Source organism: Stenotrophomonas sp. STEN008 (assembly GCF_056760435.1).
In genome coordinates this window covers 19,434-36,877 of sequence record NZ_JBRRET010000021.1, presented here as the reverse complement: position 1 = coordinate 36,877, position 17,444 = coordinate 19,434, and the positions used below count along the sequence as shown (strand labels likewise).

Annotated in this window: 14 protein-coding genes and 1 riboswitch; of the genes, 3 read left to right on the top strand and 11 right to left on the bottom strand. The window is 66.8% G+C overall.

Going from position 1 to position 17,444, the window contains the following annotated elements; all coding sequences use genetic code 11:
* Positions 1 to 21 precede the first annotated feature (21 nt).
* From ACVOME_RS11680 to ACVOME_RS11665, 4 genes are all read right to left on the bottom strand, one after another.
* Positions 22 to 945: a ParB/RepB/Spo0J family partition protein gene (locus ACVOME_RS11680; RefSeq protein WP_053517713.1), complete on the bottom strand. Its 924-nt coding sequence runs from the start codon at positions 943 to 945 to the stop codon at positions 22 to 24.
* Entirely contained in the window at positions 945 to 1,742 is a 798-nt protein-coding gene (locus ACVOME_RS11675; RefSeq protein WP_053517712.1) for a ParA family protein, read from the bottom strand. Before ACVOME_RS11675 ends, ACVOME_RS11680 begins: the two co-directional genes overlap by 1 nt.
* 111 nt (positions 1,743 to 1,853) lie before the next feature.
* Positions 1,854 to 2,492, bottom strand: coding sequence for a 16S rRNA (guanine(527)-N(7))-methyltransferase RsmG (gene rsmG, locus ACVOME_RS11670; RefSeq protein ID WP_053517711.1), 639 nt, complete (start codon positions 2,490 to 2,492; stop codon positions 1,854 to 1,856).
* 39 nt (positions 2,493 to 2,531) lie between these two features.
* On the bottom strand, positions 2,532 to 3,131 hold the full coding sequence (locus ACVOME_RS11665) for a 4'-phosphopantetheinyl transferase family protein (protein WP_461289263.1): 600 nt from the start codon (positions 3,129 to 3,131) through the stop codon (positions 2,532 to 2,534).
* 84 nt (positions 3,132 to 3,215) lie between these two features.
* Here ACVOME_RS11665 and ACVOME_RS11660 point away from each other — a divergent pair, with 84 nt between their 5' ends.
* Positions 3,216 to 3,467 (top strand): GlsB/YeaQ/YmgE family stress response membrane protein, encoded by a 252-nt coding sequence (locus tag ACVOME_RS11660; protein WP_005411656.1) that lies wholly within the window; start codon positions 3,216 to 3,218, stop codon positions 3,465 to 3,467.
* 76 nt (positions 3,468 to 3,543) lie between these two features.
* Here the strand turns inward: ACVOME_RS11660 and xth are convergent, their stop codons facing one another.
* The 4 genes from xth to ACVOME_RS11640 all read right to left on the bottom strand — a co-directional run bounded on the left by xth (position 3,544) and on the right by ACVOME_RS11640 (position 9,242).
* Positions 3,544 to 4,311, bottom strand: coding sequence for an exodeoxyribonuclease III (xth, locus tag ACVOME_RS11655; protein WP_481505108.1), 768 nt, complete (start codon positions 4,309 to 4,311; stop codon positions 3,544 to 3,546).
* An 80-nt stretch (positions 4,312 to 4,391) separates the two neighbouring features.
* Complete coding sequence (locus ACVOME_RS11650; protein ID WP_481505107.1) at positions 4,392 to 5,801, bottom strand: coniferyl aldehyde dehydrogenase; 1,410 nt, start codon at positions 5,799 to 5,801, stop codon at positions 4,392 to 4,394.
* 260 nt (positions 5,802 to 6,061) lie between these two features.
* Entirely contained in the window at positions 6,062 to 7,726 is a 1,665-nt protein-coding gene (locus ACVOME_RS11645) for an MFS transporter (RefSeq protein WP_053517700.1), read from the bottom strand.
* A 94-nt stretch (positions 7,727 to 7,820) separates the two neighbouring features.
* Positions 7,821 to 9,242 carry a DcaP family trimeric outer membrane transporter gene (locus ACVOME_RS11640; RefSeq protein ID WP_197571679.1) on the bottom strand — a complete coding sequence of 474 codons (1,422 nt, stop codon included), beginning with the start codon at positions 9,240 to 9,242 and terminating at the stop codon, positions 7,821 to 7,823.
* A gap of 245 nt (positions 9,243 to 9,487) precedes the next feature.
* Here ACVOME_RS11640 and acs point away from each other — a divergent pair, with 245 nt between their 5' ends.
* Entirely contained in the window at positions 9,488 to 11,431 is a 1,944-nt protein-coding gene (gene acs, locus ACVOME_RS11635) for an acetate--CoA ligase (protein WP_065181408.1), read from the top strand.
* A 94-nt stretch (positions 11,432 to 11,525) separates the two neighbouring features.
* Positions 11,526 to 12,191: a response regulator transcription factor gene (locus ACVOME_RS11630; RefSeq protein ID WP_459062443.1), complete on the top strand. Its 666-nt coding sequence runs from the start codon at positions 11,526 to 11,528 to the stop codon at positions 12,189 to 12,191.
* Between the two features lie 89 nt (positions 12,192 to 12,280).
* Here the strand turns inward: ACVOME_RS11630 and ACVOME_RS11625 are convergent, their stop codons facing one another.
* The 3 genes from ACVOME_RS11625 to ACVOME_RS11615 form a co-directional block, all read right to left on the bottom strand.
* A complete protein-coding gene (locus ACVOME_RS11625; RefSeq protein ID WP_053517696.1) occupies positions 12,281 to 12,736 on the bottom strand; it encodes an REP-associated tyrosine transposase in 456 nt (151 codons plus the stop codon).
* A 148-nt stretch (positions 12,737 to 12,884) separates the two neighbouring features.
* Positions 12,885 to 13,460 (bottom strand): manganese efflux pump MntP, encoded by a 576-nt coding sequence (locus ACVOME_RS11620; protein WP_053517695.1) that lies wholly within the window; start codon positions 13,458 to 13,460, stop codon positions 12,885 to 12,887.
* 88 nt (positions 13,461 to 13,548) lie between these two features.
* Positions 13,549 to 13,638: riboswitch (yybP-ykoY riboswitch) on the bottom strand.
* A 252-nt stretch (positions 13,639 to 13,890) separates the two neighbouring features.
* Positions 13,891 to 17,349: a hybrid sensor histidine kinase/response regulator gene (locus tag ACVOME_RS11615; RefSeq protein ID WP_053517694.1), complete on the bottom strand. Its 3,459-nt coding sequence runs from the start codon at positions 17,347 to 17,349 to the stop codon at positions 13,891 to 13,893.
* Positions 17,350 to 17,444 lie beyond the last annotated feature (95 nt).

Here is a 17,444-nt window from a genome sequence, read left to right as displayed (position 1 = left end):
TCTGTCCACGTGCCGGGCGACTCAGCCCTGGCGGGTCCGCAGCTTTTCCAGCACGCCGTCGAGGGTATCCAGATCGGTGTAGTGGATGATCAGCTTGCCCTTGCCGCCGCGGCCGTGGCTGATCGCCACCTTGGTCCCCAGCGACTCGGACAGTTCGGTTTCCAGCGAGGCGATGTCGGCCTGCTGCACCTTCGGCGTGGCCGCCGGGCGGTTGCTCGGCACCTTGCCGGCGGCGAAGGCCTGCGCGCGGCGCTCCACTTCACGCACCGACCAGCCTTCATCGGCCGCTTCCTGCGCCAGCTTGCCGGCCAGTTCCGGGGCCAGGGTCAGCAGCGCGCGGGCGTGGCCCATTTCCAGGCGGCGGGTTTCCAGCAGCAGGCGGATGGCCACCGGCAGTTCCAGCAGGCGCAGCAGGTTGGACACCGCCGCGCGCGAGCGGCCGACGGCCTCGGCCGCCTCGGCATGGGTCAGGGTGAACTCGCTGATCAGGCGCTGCAGCGCCTCGGCTTCTTCCAGCGGGTTGAGGTCTTCGCGCTGGATGTTCTCGATCAGCGCCATCGCGATGACGGTGCGGTCTTCCAGTTCGCGCACCACCACCGGCACTTCGTCCAGACCGGCCAGCTGCGAGGCGCGCCAGCGGCGTTCGCCGGCGACGATCTCGAAGTTGCCCGCCGGCAGCTGACGCACCAGGATCGGCTGGATCACGCCCTGCGACCGGATCGAGTCCGCCAGTTCGGACAGCTTGCCCTCGTCCATTTCGCGACGCGGCTGGTACTTGCCCGGCTGCAGCTGGCCGACCGGCAGCTTGCGCAGCACCTCACCCGGCAACGGTTCGATCACCGCGGTGGTGGCCTGCACCTGGCTGACCGCTCCCTTCGGACCGAGCAGCGCATCCAGGCCACGGCCGAGGCCTCGCTTCTTGGCTGCCGGCTTGCTGCTGGTCATCAGACGGTCTCCACGGCCTTGGTGGCCTTGTTGCGTTCGTTGTTGCGACGGATGATCTCGCCGGCCAGGCCCAGGTAAGCCACGCCGCCGCGCGAGGCGCGGTCGTAGCCGACGATGCTCTGGCCGTGGCTGGGCGCTTCAGCCAGGCGCACGTTGCGCGGCACGATGGTACGGAACACGCGGTCGCCGAAGTGTTCGGTCAGTTCGGCCGATACGGCGTTGGCCAGGTTGTTGCGCACATCGAACATGGTACGCAGCACGCCCTCGATCTCCAGCGCCGGGTTCAGGCTGGCGCGCAGCGCCTCGATGGTTTCCACCAGAGCACTCAGACCTTCCAGCGCGTAGTACTCGCACTGCATCGGCACGATCACCGAATCGGCGGCGGCCAGTGCGTTGAGCGTCAGCAGTGAAAGCGCCGGCGGGCAGTCGATCAGGATGTAGTCGTACTCGTCGCGGATCGGCGCCAGCGCGCGCTTCAGGCGCTGCTCGCGCTCGCCCTGCGCCATCAGCTGGATTTCGGCTGCGGTCAGGTCGATGTTGCCGGGCAGCAGGTCGTAGCCTTCCGCGGTCTGCACACGCACGTCGGCGGCGGTGTTCTCGCCCAGCAGCAGGTCGCAGGTGGACGCCGCCAGCTCACGCTTGTCCACACCACTGCCCATGGTCGCGTTGCCCTGCGAATCCAGGTCGACCAACAGCACGCGCTTGGGTGCGTTGGCCAGGGAAGCGGCCAGGTTGACGGCGGTCGTGGTCTTGCCGACGCCACCCTTCTGGTTGGCGATGGCGATGATGCGGGCCATGCGGGTGTGCCTCGTCGACGGATGCTGGGACCGGTCATTATGCGTACAACCGGGCCCGGGCGGAAATCGTGGATCGCCAACCCCTTGTCGCGCAAAGGGTTGGCGGCGGGATCAGGGGCCTGTAACGGTGACCAGGTGGCGCTCGCCCGCCAGGCCGGGCACGCTCAACGGGGCCACGTCGCGCACCTGCCAGCCTGCCGGCAGTGCGGCGATCTCTTCATGCGGGTAGACGCCCTTCATCGCCAGCAGCACGCCGCCAGGACGCAGCAGGTGGCCACCGACGCGGATGATGCCGGCCAGCGTGTCCATCGCGCGGGCGGTCAACTGGTCGTAGTGGCCGGCCTCGTCCAGCGCTTCGGCGCGCGACTCGGCCACGCGGGCATTGCCCAGGCCGAGCTGGCGCACGGCCTCGCGCATGAAGCGGGCCTTCTTGCCGTTGCTCTCGACCAGGGTGACCTGCAGACCCGGGCAGGCGATCGCCAGCGGGATACCGGGCAGCCCAGGACCGGTACCCAGGTCGGCCAGGCGGCCGTCGGCCACGAACGGCTGCATGGCCAGCGAATCGAGCAGGTGACGGGTGACCATCTCCTGCGGGTCGCGGATGGCGGTGAGGTTGTAGGTGCCGTTCCAGCGGTGCAGCAGGCCCAGGTAGCGCAGCAGCGGCGGCGCCAGTGCGGCGTCCAGGCCCATGCCGGCCAGGCCCTGCTCCAGCGTGGCGGTCACGCCGGCGGGAAGTTCGTGTTCGCTCATGCCGCCATTATCGCCCGTTTCCCGGGCTGATTCGCCGCTTCATTGCGGATACCAGGCCAATGCGGCACGGAACTGGCCGCTGGCCTGCCATTCGTGCAGATGCCACTGCCGGGCATCACCCAGCGCAGGGTCGCACCAGCGCAGGTGCAGGGCGCCGTCGACACCTGGCGCCAGCTGCAGGCGATGCAGGCCGAACGAAATGCCCTGCCCGTGTGCCTTCAGCAGCGCCTCCTTGGCGCACCAGACACGGAAGAACCAGTGTTCGCGTTCCGCGGCGTCCAGGCCCTGCAGCCAGGCCACCTCTTGCGGATGGAAGAAGCGCTGCACGATTTCCAGCAGGCGCGGGCGCGGGCGCAGCAGTTCCAGGTCCACGCCGAGCCGTACACCTTCACCCAGCGCCACCAGCAGCACGTCGCCACTGTGGCTCCAGCCCGTGCCGTGGTCGGCCAGTGCGCCGGTCAGCTCGGGTCGGCCTTTGTCGTCGCGGACCAGCGGCAATGCCTCCGGCGCGAGATCCAGCGCCTGTGCCAGCACCTGCCGGGCCTGCGGCTCACCGCGCTGGCCCGGCACGTGTGGCCGCCGCCAGACCGTGACCGGGCCGAAGCGCCAGGGGCCGTCCAGGGTGGCTGGCAAGCTCATCCGCACGCAACCGTCACGCGATTGCACGACGGGTTCACAGCCATGCGCGTCAACTGGTCACGGTTTTCCACCGGAGGTTCGATCATGGGCATCATCATCTGGCTGATCGTCGGCGGCATCGTGGGCTGGCTGGCAAGCATCATCATGAAGCGCGATGCGCAGCAGGGCATCATTCTCAACATCGTGGTCGGCATCGTCGGCGCGCTGATTTCCGGCTGGCTGTTCGGCGGCGGCATCAACGAAGCGATCACCATCCGCACCTTCCTGTTCTCGCTGATCGGTGCGGTGATCCTGCTGGCGATCGTCAACCTGTTCACCCGCAAGAGCATACGTTGATCCGACGGGCAGCGCCAGGCATGGCCCGGCGACTGCCACCGACCGCTGCGCTCGCCGGGCACGGCCCGGCGCTACCTCACCCCAACTGCACCCAGGCCGGCGCGTGGTCGCTGGGGCGCTCCCAGGTACGTGGCTCGCGGTCGATGCCGGACGCCACGGCGCCGCCCTTGAGCGCATCGGAGACCAGGGTGAGGTCGATGCGCAGGCCCAGATTGCGGCGGAAGCCCGCCGCGCGGTAATCCCACCAGCTGAACGTGCCGGCTTCCTCGTTGTGCAGCCGGAAACCGTCGTGCAGGCCCAGCTGCAGCAGCTTGTTCAGCGCGCCGCGCTCGGCGGTGGAGGTGAGGATGTGGTTCTCGTTCCACACCTCCGGATCATGCACGTCGCGGGCGTCCGGGGCGATGTTGAAGTCACCCAGCACGACCAGCTTCGGGTGCCGCTGCAGTTCCTCGCCGATCCAGGCGTGCACGGCCTCCAGCCAGCGCAGCTTGTACGCATACTTGTCGGTGCCGACGTCCTGGCCGTTGACCACATACAGGTTGATCACCCGCAGGTCGCCAAAGGTGCCGGCGATGACGCGCTTCTGCTCGTCCTCGAAACCCGGAATGCCGATCTGCACGTCCTGCGCCGGCTCGCGTGACAGCAGTGCCACGCCGTTGTAGGTCTTCTGGCCGGCGAATACGCTGCGGTAGCCGGCGCCGATCAACGCCGCATCCGGGAACTTGTGGTCCTCCAGCTTGGTTTCCTGGATGCCGATGATGTCCGGGCCGAACTCCTTGAGCCACTGCTCCAGGTGCGGCAGGCGGACGTTGAGCGAATTGACGTTCCACGAGGCGATCTTCATGGGGGCATTCTACCCGGGCCTGCTTTGGTAGGCGCCAACCTTGGTTGGCACCTACCAGTAGAGCCAGGCCATGCGTGGCTTCACCGCAGCAGCAGCTTCAACATCCCCGCAATCTTCGAATACGGCGGCCGCAGCCTGTCGCTGGCCGCCCAGCGCGACTGCCACAGCACCGGCAACCGCTTGCTCATCGCATCGAACCCGGCGCGGCCGTGGTACGCGCCCATGCCGCTGGCGCCCACCCCGCCGAACGGCAGGCCATCGGCGGCGAAGTGCAGCAGCGTGTCGTTGACCGTCACTCCCCCGGCCACCACGTTGGCGAGAATGCGCTCCACGGTGGCGCGGTCGTGGCTGAAGGGATACAGCGCCAGCGGCCGGTCGCGGGAGAGAACGTCGACCAGCGCCGCATCCAGATCCGGGTAGGCGCGCACCGGCAGGATCGGCCCGAAGATCTCCTCGCGCATCAGGTCCAGATCGTCCGGCGGGTCCAGCACCACGGTCGGCACCAGCAGGCGCTCGCGGTCGGCGCGAGCCTCATCCACGTGCGCCAGCGGAATCACCGGCACCCCGCGTTGCCGCGCCTGTGCCAGATAGCCCTGCAGGCGCTGGTACTGGCCTTCGTTGATGATGCGCGTGTAGTCGCCGGCCTCGCTGAAGTCACCATAGCGCTCGCGTACCTGCTGCTGCAGCGCCTGCACGAACTCGCGCTGACGCGCGCTATCGATCAGCACGTAATCCGGCGCGATGCAGGTCTGGCCCGCGTTGAACCACTTGCCGGTGGCCAGCCGTGCGGCGGCTTTGTCCAGCGGGAAATCACGGCAGACGATGGCCGGCGACTTGCCGCCCAGTTCCAGCGTGACCGGCACCAGATGTTCGGCCGCAGCCGCCATCACCTTGCGGCCCACGGCGGTGGAACCGGTGAACAGCAGATGGTCCAACGGCAGCGACGACACCGCCGCCGCCACGTCCGCACCACCCTGCACCACCGCCACCCGATCGGGCGGGAACACACTGGCCAGCAGATCGGCCAGGAACGCGCTGGTGCGCGGCGTAAGCTCAGACGGCTTCAGCAACACATGGTTGCCGGCAGCGATGGCGGTGGCCAGTGGCACCAATGCCAGCGTGACCGGGTAGTTCCACGGCGAGATCACCCCGACCACGCCCAACGGGGTCGGCCGCAGCTGCGCGCGCGCCGGCCACAACTTCCATCCCGCCGATGCCCGCTGCGGCTTCGACCAGCGCCGCAGGTGGCGCCGCAGGTGGTCGATGGCCGACAGCACGCTCATGCCATCGGCCAGTTTCGATTCAACGTGGGCGCGATGGCCGAAGTCCTCGGCGATGGCCTGGGCCATTTCATCCAGACGCGGCTTCAGCGCCTCGCGCAGGCGGCGCAGGTCGGCTTCGCGCTGATCCAGCGACGGGCGCTGCGACTGCCAGGCGCTGCGCAGGGTGTGCAGGAGGTCGGGGAGGTCGGCTGGGGCGGTGGTCGTCATGGGCCGACTATACGGGGTGCGGCACTGTCCGACGGGGTCAGATCCCTTTCGCGCGCGAAAGGGATCTGACCCTGGGCGCGAGATAGCGGGTGGCTTCGGATGCTTTTCAACCACGATTACGGCATTGAACGCTGTCTTTTCGCGTCTGCGGAGTTTTGTGCCGCGCGCTGCGCGGTCGCCGAGCATGGCTCGGCGCTACAGGGCAACGAAAAGGCCGTGGTCTGCACCACGGCCTCTCCTTCATCCGGTGAACATCATTCCTACTTGGTGATATCCACGTCCTTGGTTTCACGCAGGAACAGGCCACCGATCACCACCGACATCAGCGCGATCGCGATCGGATACCACAGGCCGTAGTACAGGTTGCCGGTACCGGCCACCAGCGCGAAGGAGATCGCCGGCAAGAAGCCACCGAACCAGCCGTTGCCGATGTGATACGGCAGCGACATCGAGGTGTAGCGGATGCGGGTCGGGAACAGCTCGACCAGGTAGGCGGCGATCGGGCCGTAGACCATGGTCACGTACAGCACCAGCAGCCACAGCATGAAGATCGTGCCCGCAATGTTGATGCGCGCGCTGTCCGCCTTGGCCGGGTAGCCGGCGGTGGTCAGGGCGGTCTTCAGTTCGGCACCGAACGCGTCGGCCTTGGCCTTGCCTTCGTCCTTGCTCAGTCCCGCCGCTTCATACGAGGTGACGCTGGCGCTGCCGACATTGACGATCGCCAGCGAACCCGCCGCTGCCGGCTGCACGTCGTACGGCACGCCCGCCTTGGTCAACGCGGCGGTGGCCACGTCACAGGAGCTGGTGAACTTGCGTAGGCCGACCGGATCGAACTGGAACGAGCAGGTGGACGGATCGGCCACGACCAGGGCCGGCGAGCTGCTGCGGGCCTCTTCGATGGCCGGGTTGGCGAAGTGGGTCAGGCCCTTGAAGATCGGGATGTAAGTCACGGCAGCCAGCAGGCAGCCGGCGAGGATGATCTTCTTGCGGCCGATACGGTCGGACAGCCAGCCGAAGAAGATGAAGAACGGCACACCCAGCGCCAGTGCGGCTGCGATCAGCAGGTAGGAGGTGGTGGCGTCGACCTTCAGCATGCTGCTGAGGAAGAACAGCGCATAGAACTGGCCGCCGTACCAGACCACGGCCTGGCCGGCCGCTGCGCCGAGCAGGACCAGCAGCATCAGCTTCAGGTTGCCGCCCTTCAGGCTGTCACGGAACGGCGTCTTGGAGCCCTTGCCTTCCGACTTCATCTGCTGGAACAGCGGCGACTCACTCAGCTGCAGGCGGATCCACACCGAGATGCCCAGCAGCACGATGGACACCAGGAACGGAATGCGCCAGCCCCAGGCTTCAAATGCTTCATTGCCCAGGAAGTAGCGGCAGGCCAGGATGATCAGCAGCGACATGAACAGGCCCAGCGTGGCGGTGCACTGGATGAAGCTGGTGTACAGGCCACGCTTGTCGTCCGGGGCATGCTCGGCCACGTAGGTCGCCGCGCCGCCGTATTCGCCACCCATCGCCAGGCCCTGGGCCAGACGCAGGATGATCAGGATCACCGGCGCGGCAAAGCCGATCGACGCGTAGTTGGGCAGCACACCGACCAGGAAGGTCGAGATGCCCATGATCAGGATGGTGACCAGGAAGGTGTACTTGCGGCCGATGCGGTCGCCGAGGCTGCCGAAGAAGGCCGCGCCGAACGGTCGCACGAAGAAGCCGGCGGCGAACGCCAGCAGGGCGAAGATCATGCCCGTGGTTTCATTGACACCGCTGAAGAACTGCTTGGCGATGATGGCGGCGAGCGAGCCGTACAGGAAGAAGTCATACCACTCGAAGACCGTACCCAGGCTCGAAGCGAAGATGACTTTCTTGTGGCCCTTGGTTAGGGTGCCCGCGGGATTGTGCGCGGTGCTGGGTGTGCTGGACATGAGACGCTTCCCCTCCGAAGCAATCGTTGTTGGTAGGTGCCGACGGTGGGTCGGCACTCAGTATCGGTAGCGGCCGACCTGGGTCGGCGCGCCGTCAGAAGCTGTACTTCGTGGTGAACTGCAGCCGGGTGATGTCACCCTTGTTGCCGTTCTCGATCTCGCGGCGGCCATACATCAGCTCGGCGCCGACATCGACCTTGGGCAGCGGTGAGTAGAAGATGTTGCCGCGGATGCTCTGCACGCTCTTGGTGACCAGCGGGCCCAGCACGCTGTCGTTGTCGTAGTCGCTGCGCGCATAGATCAGGTTGGTGCGCAGCTTCGGCGAGAACGCATGGCGCCAGCCCACGTAGCCGGCCAGAACGCCGGTCGGATTGAGCTCGTCGCGGGCGATGTCATAGGCCGAGTCGGCGGTGATGCCCAGGCCGATGTAACGCGCGATGCCCTCGCCTCCGGTGAACTGGTAATGCAGCGAATCACTGTCGCCCATCACCCACTTGCCGCCCAGGGTCAGGCCGCCGGCAACCTTGTCGGCCTTGGCGCCGGTGGTCTGGTTGTCGACCTTCAGCTGGCGGACGATGCCGCCGACGCCGAAGGTGCCCCAGTCGCCCTTCCAGCCGTAACGCATCGTCAGATCCGGCAGGCTGCCGCGATCGGAGTTGGCGCTGGCGTTGGTCCAGGCACCCGTGACCGGATTGCGGGTACCGGTAAGCGTGGTGGTTTCCGGGTTTTCCAGGGCAACGCTGAAGCCGCCGCTGGTGTAACGCACCTGTGCCTGGCGTACGAAGATCACACCGTCGGTCGGGCCGACGAAGTCGACCGCTTCCGGCAATGCGGCCGCGTCCATGAAGTTGGACCAGGTCTGGCCGGCGAGCCAGTTGTTCCAGTACATGTAGGCATGGCGCAGGGTGACACCGTAGGTGTTGGTGGCGGTCTGGTTGCCGAGCGAGTTGCCGAAGAAGTCCATCTCGAAGAACGCGCCGGCCTTGTTGCCGGACTCGCTCACGTTGTCGATGCCCAGGTTGAAGCGCGAGAACTTTGCGTGGGCGTTGTAGTCGGTGCCCGAACGCCTGCCGTTTCCGCCGGCACCTTCCACCGGGGTCTGGCCTGGCAGATACAGCGAACGGCCGGTGGCATCGTCGGCCAGCTGGCCGTCGCTGGTCTGGGTCGCCAGGAAGTCAGCCTTGATGAAGCCACCGATCTTGACCGTGGTACCCGGTGCGGCACCGGGAGTGATGGTGGTGACCTGGATCGGCTGCTTGCCGGCCGGCACCGCCGGCTTCTGCTCGGACTGCACGGTGCGGACTTCGGTCACCGCCTGCTGGGTCTGGGCGATCTGGGTCTGCTGCTGTTGCTGCGAAGACAGCAGCAGCTGGACCTGGCGCTCCAGTTCGGCGATGCGTGATTCGAGTGCTTTCTCTTTGGCGGTCTCTGCGAACGCCATGCCCGGTGCGACCAGGGCGACCAGCAGGCAGGCCGCCAAAGGTGTGCGCACGGCTTTCAACGTACGGTGGCTCATGTTGCCCTCTCTCCCAAGTGGCAAGGTGATGCCGCGCGTGGGGCACGGTCGAGCCGAGACTGCGGGGCACATGCGCGCACCGGCTATTCGCCATTGGTCGAAGCCGGGCCCGCAGGGCGCTCACTTTCGACCATGGTCTAAGCACAGTGGTGACGCGGCCGGGGGTGGATGGGGCAAACTGAGGGGGATCGGTCGTTGCGATGCTGCGACCGCACATACAAAGTCAACGTGCAAGTGAGGGTGCCATGGCTGATATCTACCCCGTCGATCCGCAGTTCGCCGCCAAGGCACGCATCGACAAGACGTCCTACCAACAGCAGTACCAGGCTTCTGTGACCGACCCGGAGGGTTTCTGGGGCAAGGCCGCCGAGCGCCTGCAATGGATGCGCACGCCGACGAAGATCAAGAACGTCAGCTACGACCTGGCCGACTTCCACATCAAGTGGTTCGAGGACGGCGAGCTCAACGCCAGCGTCAACTGCCTTGACCGCCAGCTGGACAGCCGTGGCGACAAGACCGCCCTGCTGTTCGAGCCGGACAGCCCGGACGCACCGGCCCAGCACGTGACCTATCGCGAGCTGTACGAGCGCACCTGCCGGCTCGGCAATGCGCTGCGCAACCTGGGCGTCGGCAAGGGTGACCGGGTCACCATCTACCTGCCGATGATCGTCGATGCTGCCGTGGCCATGCTGGCCTGCGCGCGCATCGGTGCGATCCACTCGGTGGTGTTCGGTGGCTTCGCGCCGAACTCGATCGCCGATCGTGTCAGCGACTGCCAGAGCAAGCTCATCATCACCGCCGACGAGGGCCTGCGCGGTGGCCGCAAGGTTCCGCTGAAGGCCAACGTCGATGCAGCGCTGAAACTGCCGGGCACCAACACCGTGGAGACCGTGCTGGTGGTGCGCCACACCGGCGGCGCGGTGGACATGCAGGCCCCGCGCGACCGCTGGTTCCATGACGTCGTGGACAGCCAGCCCTCCACCTGCGAGCCGGAGCGCATGAACGCCGAGGATCCGCTGTTCATCCTCTACACGTCCGGTTCCACCGGCAAGCCGAAGGGCGTGCTCCACACCACCGGCGGTTATCTGCTGTACGCGGCATACACCCACGAAGCGGTGTTCGACCTGCGCGAGGACGACATCTACTGGTGCACCGCCGACGTCGGCTGGGTCACCGGCCACAGCTACATCGTGTACGGCCCGCTGGCCAACGGCGCGACCTCGCTGATGTTCGAGGGCGTGCCGAACTACCCGGACACCTCGCGTTTCTGGAACGTCATCGACAAGCACAAGGTGTCGATCTTCTACACCGCCCCGACCGCCATCCGTGCACTGATGCGCGAAGGCGAGGAGCCGGTGAAGAAGACCTCGCGCGCCTCGCTGCGCCTGCTCGGCAGCGTCGGCGAGCCGATCAATCCCGAGGCCTGGCGCTGGTACTACGAGGTGGTCGGCGACAGCCGCTGCCCGATCGTCGATACCTGGTGGCAGACCGAGACCGGCGGCATCCTGATTTCGCCGCTGGCCGGTGCGATGGACCTCAAGCCGGGGTCGGCCACCCTGCCCTTCTTCGGCGTACAGCCGGCGCTGGTGAATGCCGATGGCGAGATCCAGGACGGCCCGACCGAAGGCAATCTGATCATCCGTGATTCCTGGCCGGGCCAGATGCGCACGGTGTACGGCGACCACCAGCGCTTCATCGACACCTATTTCCGCACGTATCCGGGCAGCTACTTCACCGGCGACGGTTGCCGCCGCGACGAAGACGGCTACTACTGGATCACCGGCCGCGTGGACGATGTGATCAACGTGTCCGGCCACCGCATCGGCACCGCCGAGGTCGAAAGCGCGCTGGTCTCGCACCCGAAGGTGGCAGAAGCCGCCGTCGTCGGCTTCCCGCACGACGTCAAGGGCCAAGGCATCTATGCCTACGTCACCCTGGTGGCCGAGGAAGCGCCGAGCGAAGAGCTGCACAAGGAGCTGATCGCATGGGTGCGCAAGGAAATCGGGCCGATCGCCACCCCGGACCACCTGCAGTGGGCACCGGGCCTGCCCAAGACCCGCTCGGGCAAGATCATGCGCCGCATCCTGCGCAAGATTGCTGAAAACGCGCCGGACCAGCTCGGCGACACCTCGACCCTGGCCGATCCGTCGGTGGTGGCGTCACTGGTGGACGAACGCAAGGTACGCTGACGTACGACCCGGGGTCGGACCCCTTTCCGCAGGGAAAGGGCTCTGACCCCAGGGGCCTGGCCCCCGAACAGTTTCCCCACGGTTCCCCCCGACCATGACCACCCTCCTGATTGCAGATGACCACCCGCTGTTCCGCGAAGCCCTGCGTGGGGCCGTACAGCGGGTCATCCCCGGCGTGCAGCTGTTCGAGGCTGACAGCGTGGAAGCGCTGTATGCGCTGGCCGACCAGCACAACGATGCCGACCTGGTCCTGATGGACCTCAACATGCCGGGTGCACAGGGTTTCAACGCACTGGTGCACATGCGCTCGCTGCATCCTCACCTGCCGGTGGTGGTCGTCTCCGCGCGGGAGGAGCCCACGGTGATGCGCCGTGCGCTCGATCACGGTGCGCTGGGCTTCATTCCCAAGTCCGCCGACTCGGACACCATCGGTCATGCGCTGGGCACCATCCTCGACGGCGAGACGTGGGCCCCGCCGGAGGCACACAACGTGCCACCCACCGAGCGCGAGGAACGCGAGGTCGGCCAGCGCCTGCGCGAGCTGACGCCGCAGCAGTTCCGCGTGCTGCAGATGCTGGGCGCCGGCCGTCTGAACAAGCAGATCGCCTACGACCTCAACGTCTCCGAAGCGACGATCAAGGCACATGTGACCGCGATCCTGCGCAAGCTGGGCGTGACCAACCGCACCCAGGCGGTGCTGATGGCCGGCAAGCTGGCCATCGACGACGACGCGATCGTGCTGCCGCCGGAAGAAGACTGATCGTGCCGGGCTGCGGAGCCGTGCACGGGGTCTTGTGATGCCCTCGTAGAGCCGAGCCCGTGCTCGGCTGCTCTTCGCCTCAATGCCAATCATGCCTCAAGCGGCCATCGACTCCAGGCATAGGGGTACTCCGCGATACGGGTAGCCAACCCTGCACGCACGGGATTGGCCGCAATGTATCTCGCCTGCGTGTGCAGGCATTCATCACTGCGCAACGCATGGTCGTAGTACCCCGGCTGCCAGATCGGCACATTCGCATCAACGCGCGTGGCGATGGATCTTCCACTCCTGGACTTCAGGATCTGCATGCAGCCGGCCAGCGTGCCGGTACGCAACTCCATCAACCAATGCAGGTGGTCGGGCATGATCACCCAGCCCAGGGAGAAGGTACGACCGGTCCGCTCTACCGTGCGCAGGGCTTCGATCAGCAGCTCAACGTTGGCCTTGTCTATGAACCAGGGACGACGCGCGTGCGTTACCGTGGTAAGCGCATAGACATTGCCGGTATGCGACCAACGACCATAACGAAGTGCGGGACTGGCCATGCGAAGAGGCTATGGCACGCATGACAGCCTCTCCATCAGTGCAACACCGCAATGCCTGTCAGCCAACACCCTGACGTAGAGCCGAGCCCATGCTCGGCTGCTTCATACGCCAGCCGAGCATGGGCTCGGCTCTACAGGTAGCCCCTGCTCAGCCCACGCCGCGCAGGTGTTCGTACAGGATCGTCGCGCCGATGATCACCAGGATCGCGCCGCCAATGATCTCGGCACGCTTGCCAACCATGCTGCCCAGCACGCGGCCGAGCATGATGCCGACGGTGACCATTGTGAGCGTGCACAGGCCGATGACCGCCGCCATCACGCCGATATGGACATCCATGAACGCCAGGCCGATACCCACCGCCATCGCATCGATGCTGGTGGCGAATCCCGTCAGCGCCAGCTTCCAGAAGCCGTGGTGCTGCGAGGGGTCTTCATCCTCTTCACCCTCATCCGGACGCAGGCCGTTGTAGATCATGTGGATGCCCAGAGCGCCAAGCAGGCCGAAGGCGATCCAATGATCGAAGGCTTCGACGTACTGCAGGGCGGCGCGGCCGAGCAACCAGCCGATGATGGGCGTGATCGCCTCGATGACGCCGAAGATGATGCCGGCACGCAGTGCATCGCGGAACACCGGCTTGCGCATCGCCGCGCCCTTGCCGATCGCCGCGGCGAAGGCATCGGTGGACATGGCAAAGCCGATCAGGAGGATCGAAATGGGGGACATGTGTGCTTGCTGAGGTCGGGCTTGGACGGACGCACGGCCTGCGCTCGCGCCCAACCTGACGTTGCGCGCGCGGGCCGCTGGTCTCGCCAACCATCATGGTTGTCCACGCCACGGCGCACTGGCCGAGTATGTTGACGTGGACGATTCCTGCGTAGGAATCCGGCTACTCCCCAAGGGGACGCGAAGCTTAGCATCGCGATTCGCGCCTGGCACATTTCTGGTGAAACGCGCAGGCAGGGCTGGTTTGTATAGCGATGGCTATATCAGCGCCGGGCTGCGCGCGGAGCCGAGCATGGGCTCGGCTCTACAGAGGGGCCGCGCAAGTGGATTCTTGTAGAGCCGAGCCAGTGCTCGGCTGCTGTTCGTCCGGGCCACGGAACACCATGCCGCGCGCAGGAGCCGAGCATAGGCTCGGCTCTAGAGTTGCCCATCAGGCTTCGTTGCTGCCGGCGTCGCGCAGCGCGCCGAGGAAGGCGCGCAGCGAGGCCGGCTTGATCGGCTTGGTCAGCACCCGATAACCCCGCTCGCGCGCCATCCGCTTCAACTCATCGCGACCATCGGCAGTGAGCAGGGCGCCGGGCAGCGGATAGCCCGCTGCCTCGCGCAGTGCCACCAGCGCATCCAGGCCATCCATGCGGTCGTGCAGGTGGTAATCCACCAGCATCACCTGCGGGCGCTCGGCGATCTTCTCCAGCGCCTGGTCGACGGTGGCGGCGGTGATCACCTGTACCTGCCAGCGACCCAGCAGCGCACGCATGCCGTCGAGGATTTCCTCGTCATTGTCCACGCACAGCACGCGCAGGCCGGCCAGCGAATCGCTGCGCACCGGCGTGGCGGCCACCTGGACCGCCGTGGCAGGCTCGGTGTAGCCCGGCAGAGGCGCCACGCGCGGGAGGATGATCGAGAACATCGACCCGCTGCCGACGCGGCTGCGTGCGTTGAGCCGATGGTCCAGCAGGCGCGAGATGCGCTGGCAGATCGACAGGCCCAGGCCCAGGCCCTGCTCGCCCCAGTCGAAGGGCTGCTGGTAGCGATGGAACTCATCGAAGATCTGCCGCATGTGATGCTCCGGGATGCCGGGGCCGGTATCCCACACCTGCAGTTCCACTTCCTCGCCCCGGTGGCGCACGGCCAGCACGATGCGGCCCTGCCGTGTATAGCGCAGCGCGTTGGCCAGGAAGTTCTGCAGCACACGCCGCAGCAGGCGCCGGTCGCTGCGCACCCATGCCGGGCGCGCGAACAGATCCAGGCGCAGGCCACGGCCGGCGGCAACCGGCGTGTACTGTGCGGCCAGCTCGCGCATCAGCGCGCTGACGTCGAACTCGCCGATGACCGGATGCAACCCACCTGCATCCAGCCGCGATACGTCCAGCAGGCCATCCAGCAGCTCCTCGGCCGCGCGAAGCGAGGCATCCACGCGCTCGGCCAGATGCTTCTGCTCGTCGCTCACATGAACGCTGTCACGCAGCGCCGAAGCGAACAGGCGCGCGGCATTGAGCGGCTGCAGCACGTCATGGCTGATCGCGGCCAGGAAGCGGGTCTTCGACTGCTGGGCGGCTTCAGCTTCGTGGGAGCGCTCGGCGACGCGCTGTTCCAGCGTTTCGTTGGCTTCCAGCAGCGCCTTCTCGGCGTGCTTGTAATCGGTGATGTCGTTGTAGCTGGTCACATAGCCGCCGCCAGGCAAGGCCTGGCCACGCATCTCGATCACCTTGCCGTCGCTGCGCGTGCGCTCGAACACGTGCGGTGAACCGGCGCGCATGTAGCCGATGCGGCGGTTGATCTGCACCTCGATGTCGCCCTCGCCCAGCTCGCCCCGTTCGGCGTTGTAGCGGATCAGGTCGGCCACCGGGCGGCCCACGTACAGCATGCCGTCGGGGTAGCCGAACATGTCCTGGTAGCGGCGGTTCCACGCCGTCAGGCGCATGTCCGGATCGACCACGCTGACACCTGCACTGATGTTCTCCAGCGTGGTGGACAGGATCTCGCGGTTGAAGCGCAGTTCCTGTCCGGCTTCGTCCAGCACCGCCACCACCTCACCCAGGTCCATGCCGGAGCCGCGCAGCAGGCTGGTCAGGAGCAGGCGCGCGGAGGCGGCACCGATCGACGCGGCCAGCAGGCGCTCGGTGAACTGCACCCAGGGCCGGTCGGCCGGCGCAGAAGACTGCAGTTCGCGGCCCAGCGACTGCGCCTGCTCGAAGAACGAACGCCGCGCATGGCGCTCGCCCACCACGCGCGAGGCCAGCGCCAGCAGGTCGCCCACGTGCACGTGGCCCGGCCAGCCGCCGGCTACCGAGGGGCGCTCGGCGTACGGATCGAGGAAGGGCGCAGCACGCAGTCGCTCGTCCACCCCCGGCCGCCAGCGTGCAGACACCAGCATCATCGTTGCCGCATTGACCAGCAGCGACCAGAAGGTGCCGTGGGTCAGCGGATCCCAGCCGGTCATGCCGAACAGCTGCTGCGGGCGCAGCCATTCGATGCCGAACGGACCCTGCTGGACCCAGCCGGCGTCGACCCATCCCGCCATGGTCATCGCCGGCAGCAACAGGGTATAGAGCCAGGTGGCGAAGCCGAGCAGCATGCCGGTTTCCACGCCGCGGCGGCTGGCGCCACGCCAGTACAGGCCGCCGATCAGGCCCGGTGCGAACTGCGCTACCGCGGCGAACGCCATCAGGCCGTAGGACGCCAGGGTGCTGTCGTTGCTGCTGCTGCGGTAGTAGCTGTACGCCATCAACGCGAGCAGCAGGATCGCCAGGCGGCGGATCCACAGCACGCGCGAGGCCACGTCGGCTGCTTCCTGGTGATCGCCACTGCGGCGCAGCAGCACCGGCATCACCAGATCATTGCTGACCATGGTGGCCAGCGCGATGGATGAGACGATGACCATGCCGGTGGCCGCAGAGAAGCCACCCACATAGGCGACCAGCGCCAGTGCGTTGCGGCCTTCGGCCAGCGGCAGCGCCAGCACCATCGCATCGTCGGCGACGCTGCCGCCGGTGCCGAACAACGTGACGCCCGCGGTGGCGATGGGCAGCACCATCGCCGAGATCAGCACCAGGTAACCACCGAACATCCAGCGTGCGCGGCGCACGTCGCGTACATCGCCACATTCGACCACCGCGACATGGAACTGGCGCGGCAGGCAGACGATGGCGAGGAAACTGAGCAGGGTCTGCGAAATGAATCCCACCGGCGGCAATCCGGTGAACAGCGTATGCACCGACTCGACCACCGCATCGGTGCGGTCGGTCAGCCACACATAGGCGAATACGCCAACGGCGAGCATCGCCAGCAGCTTGATCACCGATTCCAGCGCGATCGCCAGCATCATGCCGTGGTGATGCTCGGTGGCATCCACCTGGCGCGTGCCGAACAGCGTGGCGAACAGGGCCATCAGCAGGGCGACATACAGTGCGGGATCGCTGAAGAAGCCGGTCGGGCCGGTGTTGCCGGTCAGCACCTGCAGGCTCATCGCCACCGCTTTGTACTGCAGGGCCAGGTAGGGAACGATGCCGATCAGGGCGATGATCGCCACCAGCGCGGCCAGGCGCCGCGAGCGGCCGAAGCGCGAGGAGATGAAATCGGCGATGGACACCACGTTCTGGCTGCGGGCGATCAGGGCCAGGCGCTCGATGATGCGCCAGCCGAACAGCAGCAGCAGCAGCGGCCCGATGTAGATCGGCAGGTAGCCGATACCGTTGCGCACGGCGGTGCCCACCGCGCCATAGAAGGTCCAGGACGAGCAGTACACGGCCAGCGCCAGGCTGTAGACCACCGGCCGCAGCCAGGGCCGGTCCGGGTACATCGGCCGACGGTCGCCCCACCATGCCACGCCGAACAGCAGTGCGGCATAGGCAACCGAGACCAGCAGCAGGATCCAGCTGGAGACCACGCGCGCGTTTCCGTCAGAGGAACCCGCAGTGTAGGCCAGAGGCGGCCAGACGTACGGGCTCGTTGGGGGCAACACCCCCCCACCGGCGTGGGGGG

Bases quoted from the DNA above. Each gene is read 5' to 3' on its own strand.
- ACVOME_RS11680 (WP_053517713.1), bottom strand. From the start codon at position 945: ATGACCAGCAGCAAGCCGGCAGCCAAGAAGCGAGGCCTCGGCCGTGGC.
- ACVOME_RS11645 (WP_053517700.1), bottom strand. From the start codon at position 7,726: ATGTCCAGCACACCCAGCACCGCGCACAATCCCGCGGGCACCCTAACC.
- ACVOME_RS11625 (WP_053517696.1), bottom strand. From the start codon at position 12,736: ATGGCCAGTCCCGCACTTCGTTATGGTCGTTGGTCGCATACCGGCAAT.
- ACVOME_RS11640 (WP_197571679.1), bottom strand. From the start codon at position 9,242: ATGAGCCACCGTACGTTGAAAGCCGTGCGCACACCTTTGGCGGCCTGC.
- ACVOME_RS11620 (WP_053517695.1), bottom strand. From the start codon at position 13,460: ATGTCCCCCATTTCGATCCTCCTGATCGGCTTTGCCATGTCCACCGAT.
- rsmG (WP_053517711.1), bottom strand. From the start codon at position 2,492: ATGAGCGAACACGAACTTCCCGCCGGCGTGACCGCCACGCTGGAGCAG.
- ACVOME_RS11675 (WP_053517712.1), bottom strand. From the start codon at position 1,742: ATGGCCCGCATCATCGCCATCGCCAACCAGAAGGGTGGCGTCGGCAAG.
- xth (WP_481505108.1), bottom strand. From the start codon at position 4,311: ATGAAGATCGCCTCGTGGAACGTCAATTCGCTCAACGTCCGCCTGCCG.
- ACVOME_RS11660 (WP_005411656.1), top strand. From the start codon at position 3,216: ATGGGCATCATCATCTGGCTGATCGTCGGCGGCATCGTGGGCTGGCTG.
- ACVOME_RS11650 (WP_481505107.1), bottom strand. From the start codon at position 5,801: ATGACGACCACCGCCCCAGCCGACCTCCCCGACCTCCTGCACACCCTG.
- acs (WP_065181408.1), top strand. From the start codon at position 9,488: ATGGCTGATATCTACCCCGTCGATCCGCAGTTCGCCGCCAAGGCACGC.
- ACVOME_RS11665 (WP_461289263.1), bottom strand. From the start codon at position 3,131: ATGAGCTTGCCAGCCACCCTGGACGGCCCCTGGCGCTTCGGCCCGGTC.
- ACVOME_RS11630 (WP_459062443.1), top strand. From the start codon at position 11,526: ATGACCACCCTCCTGATTGCAGATGACCACCCGCTGTTCCGCGAAGCC.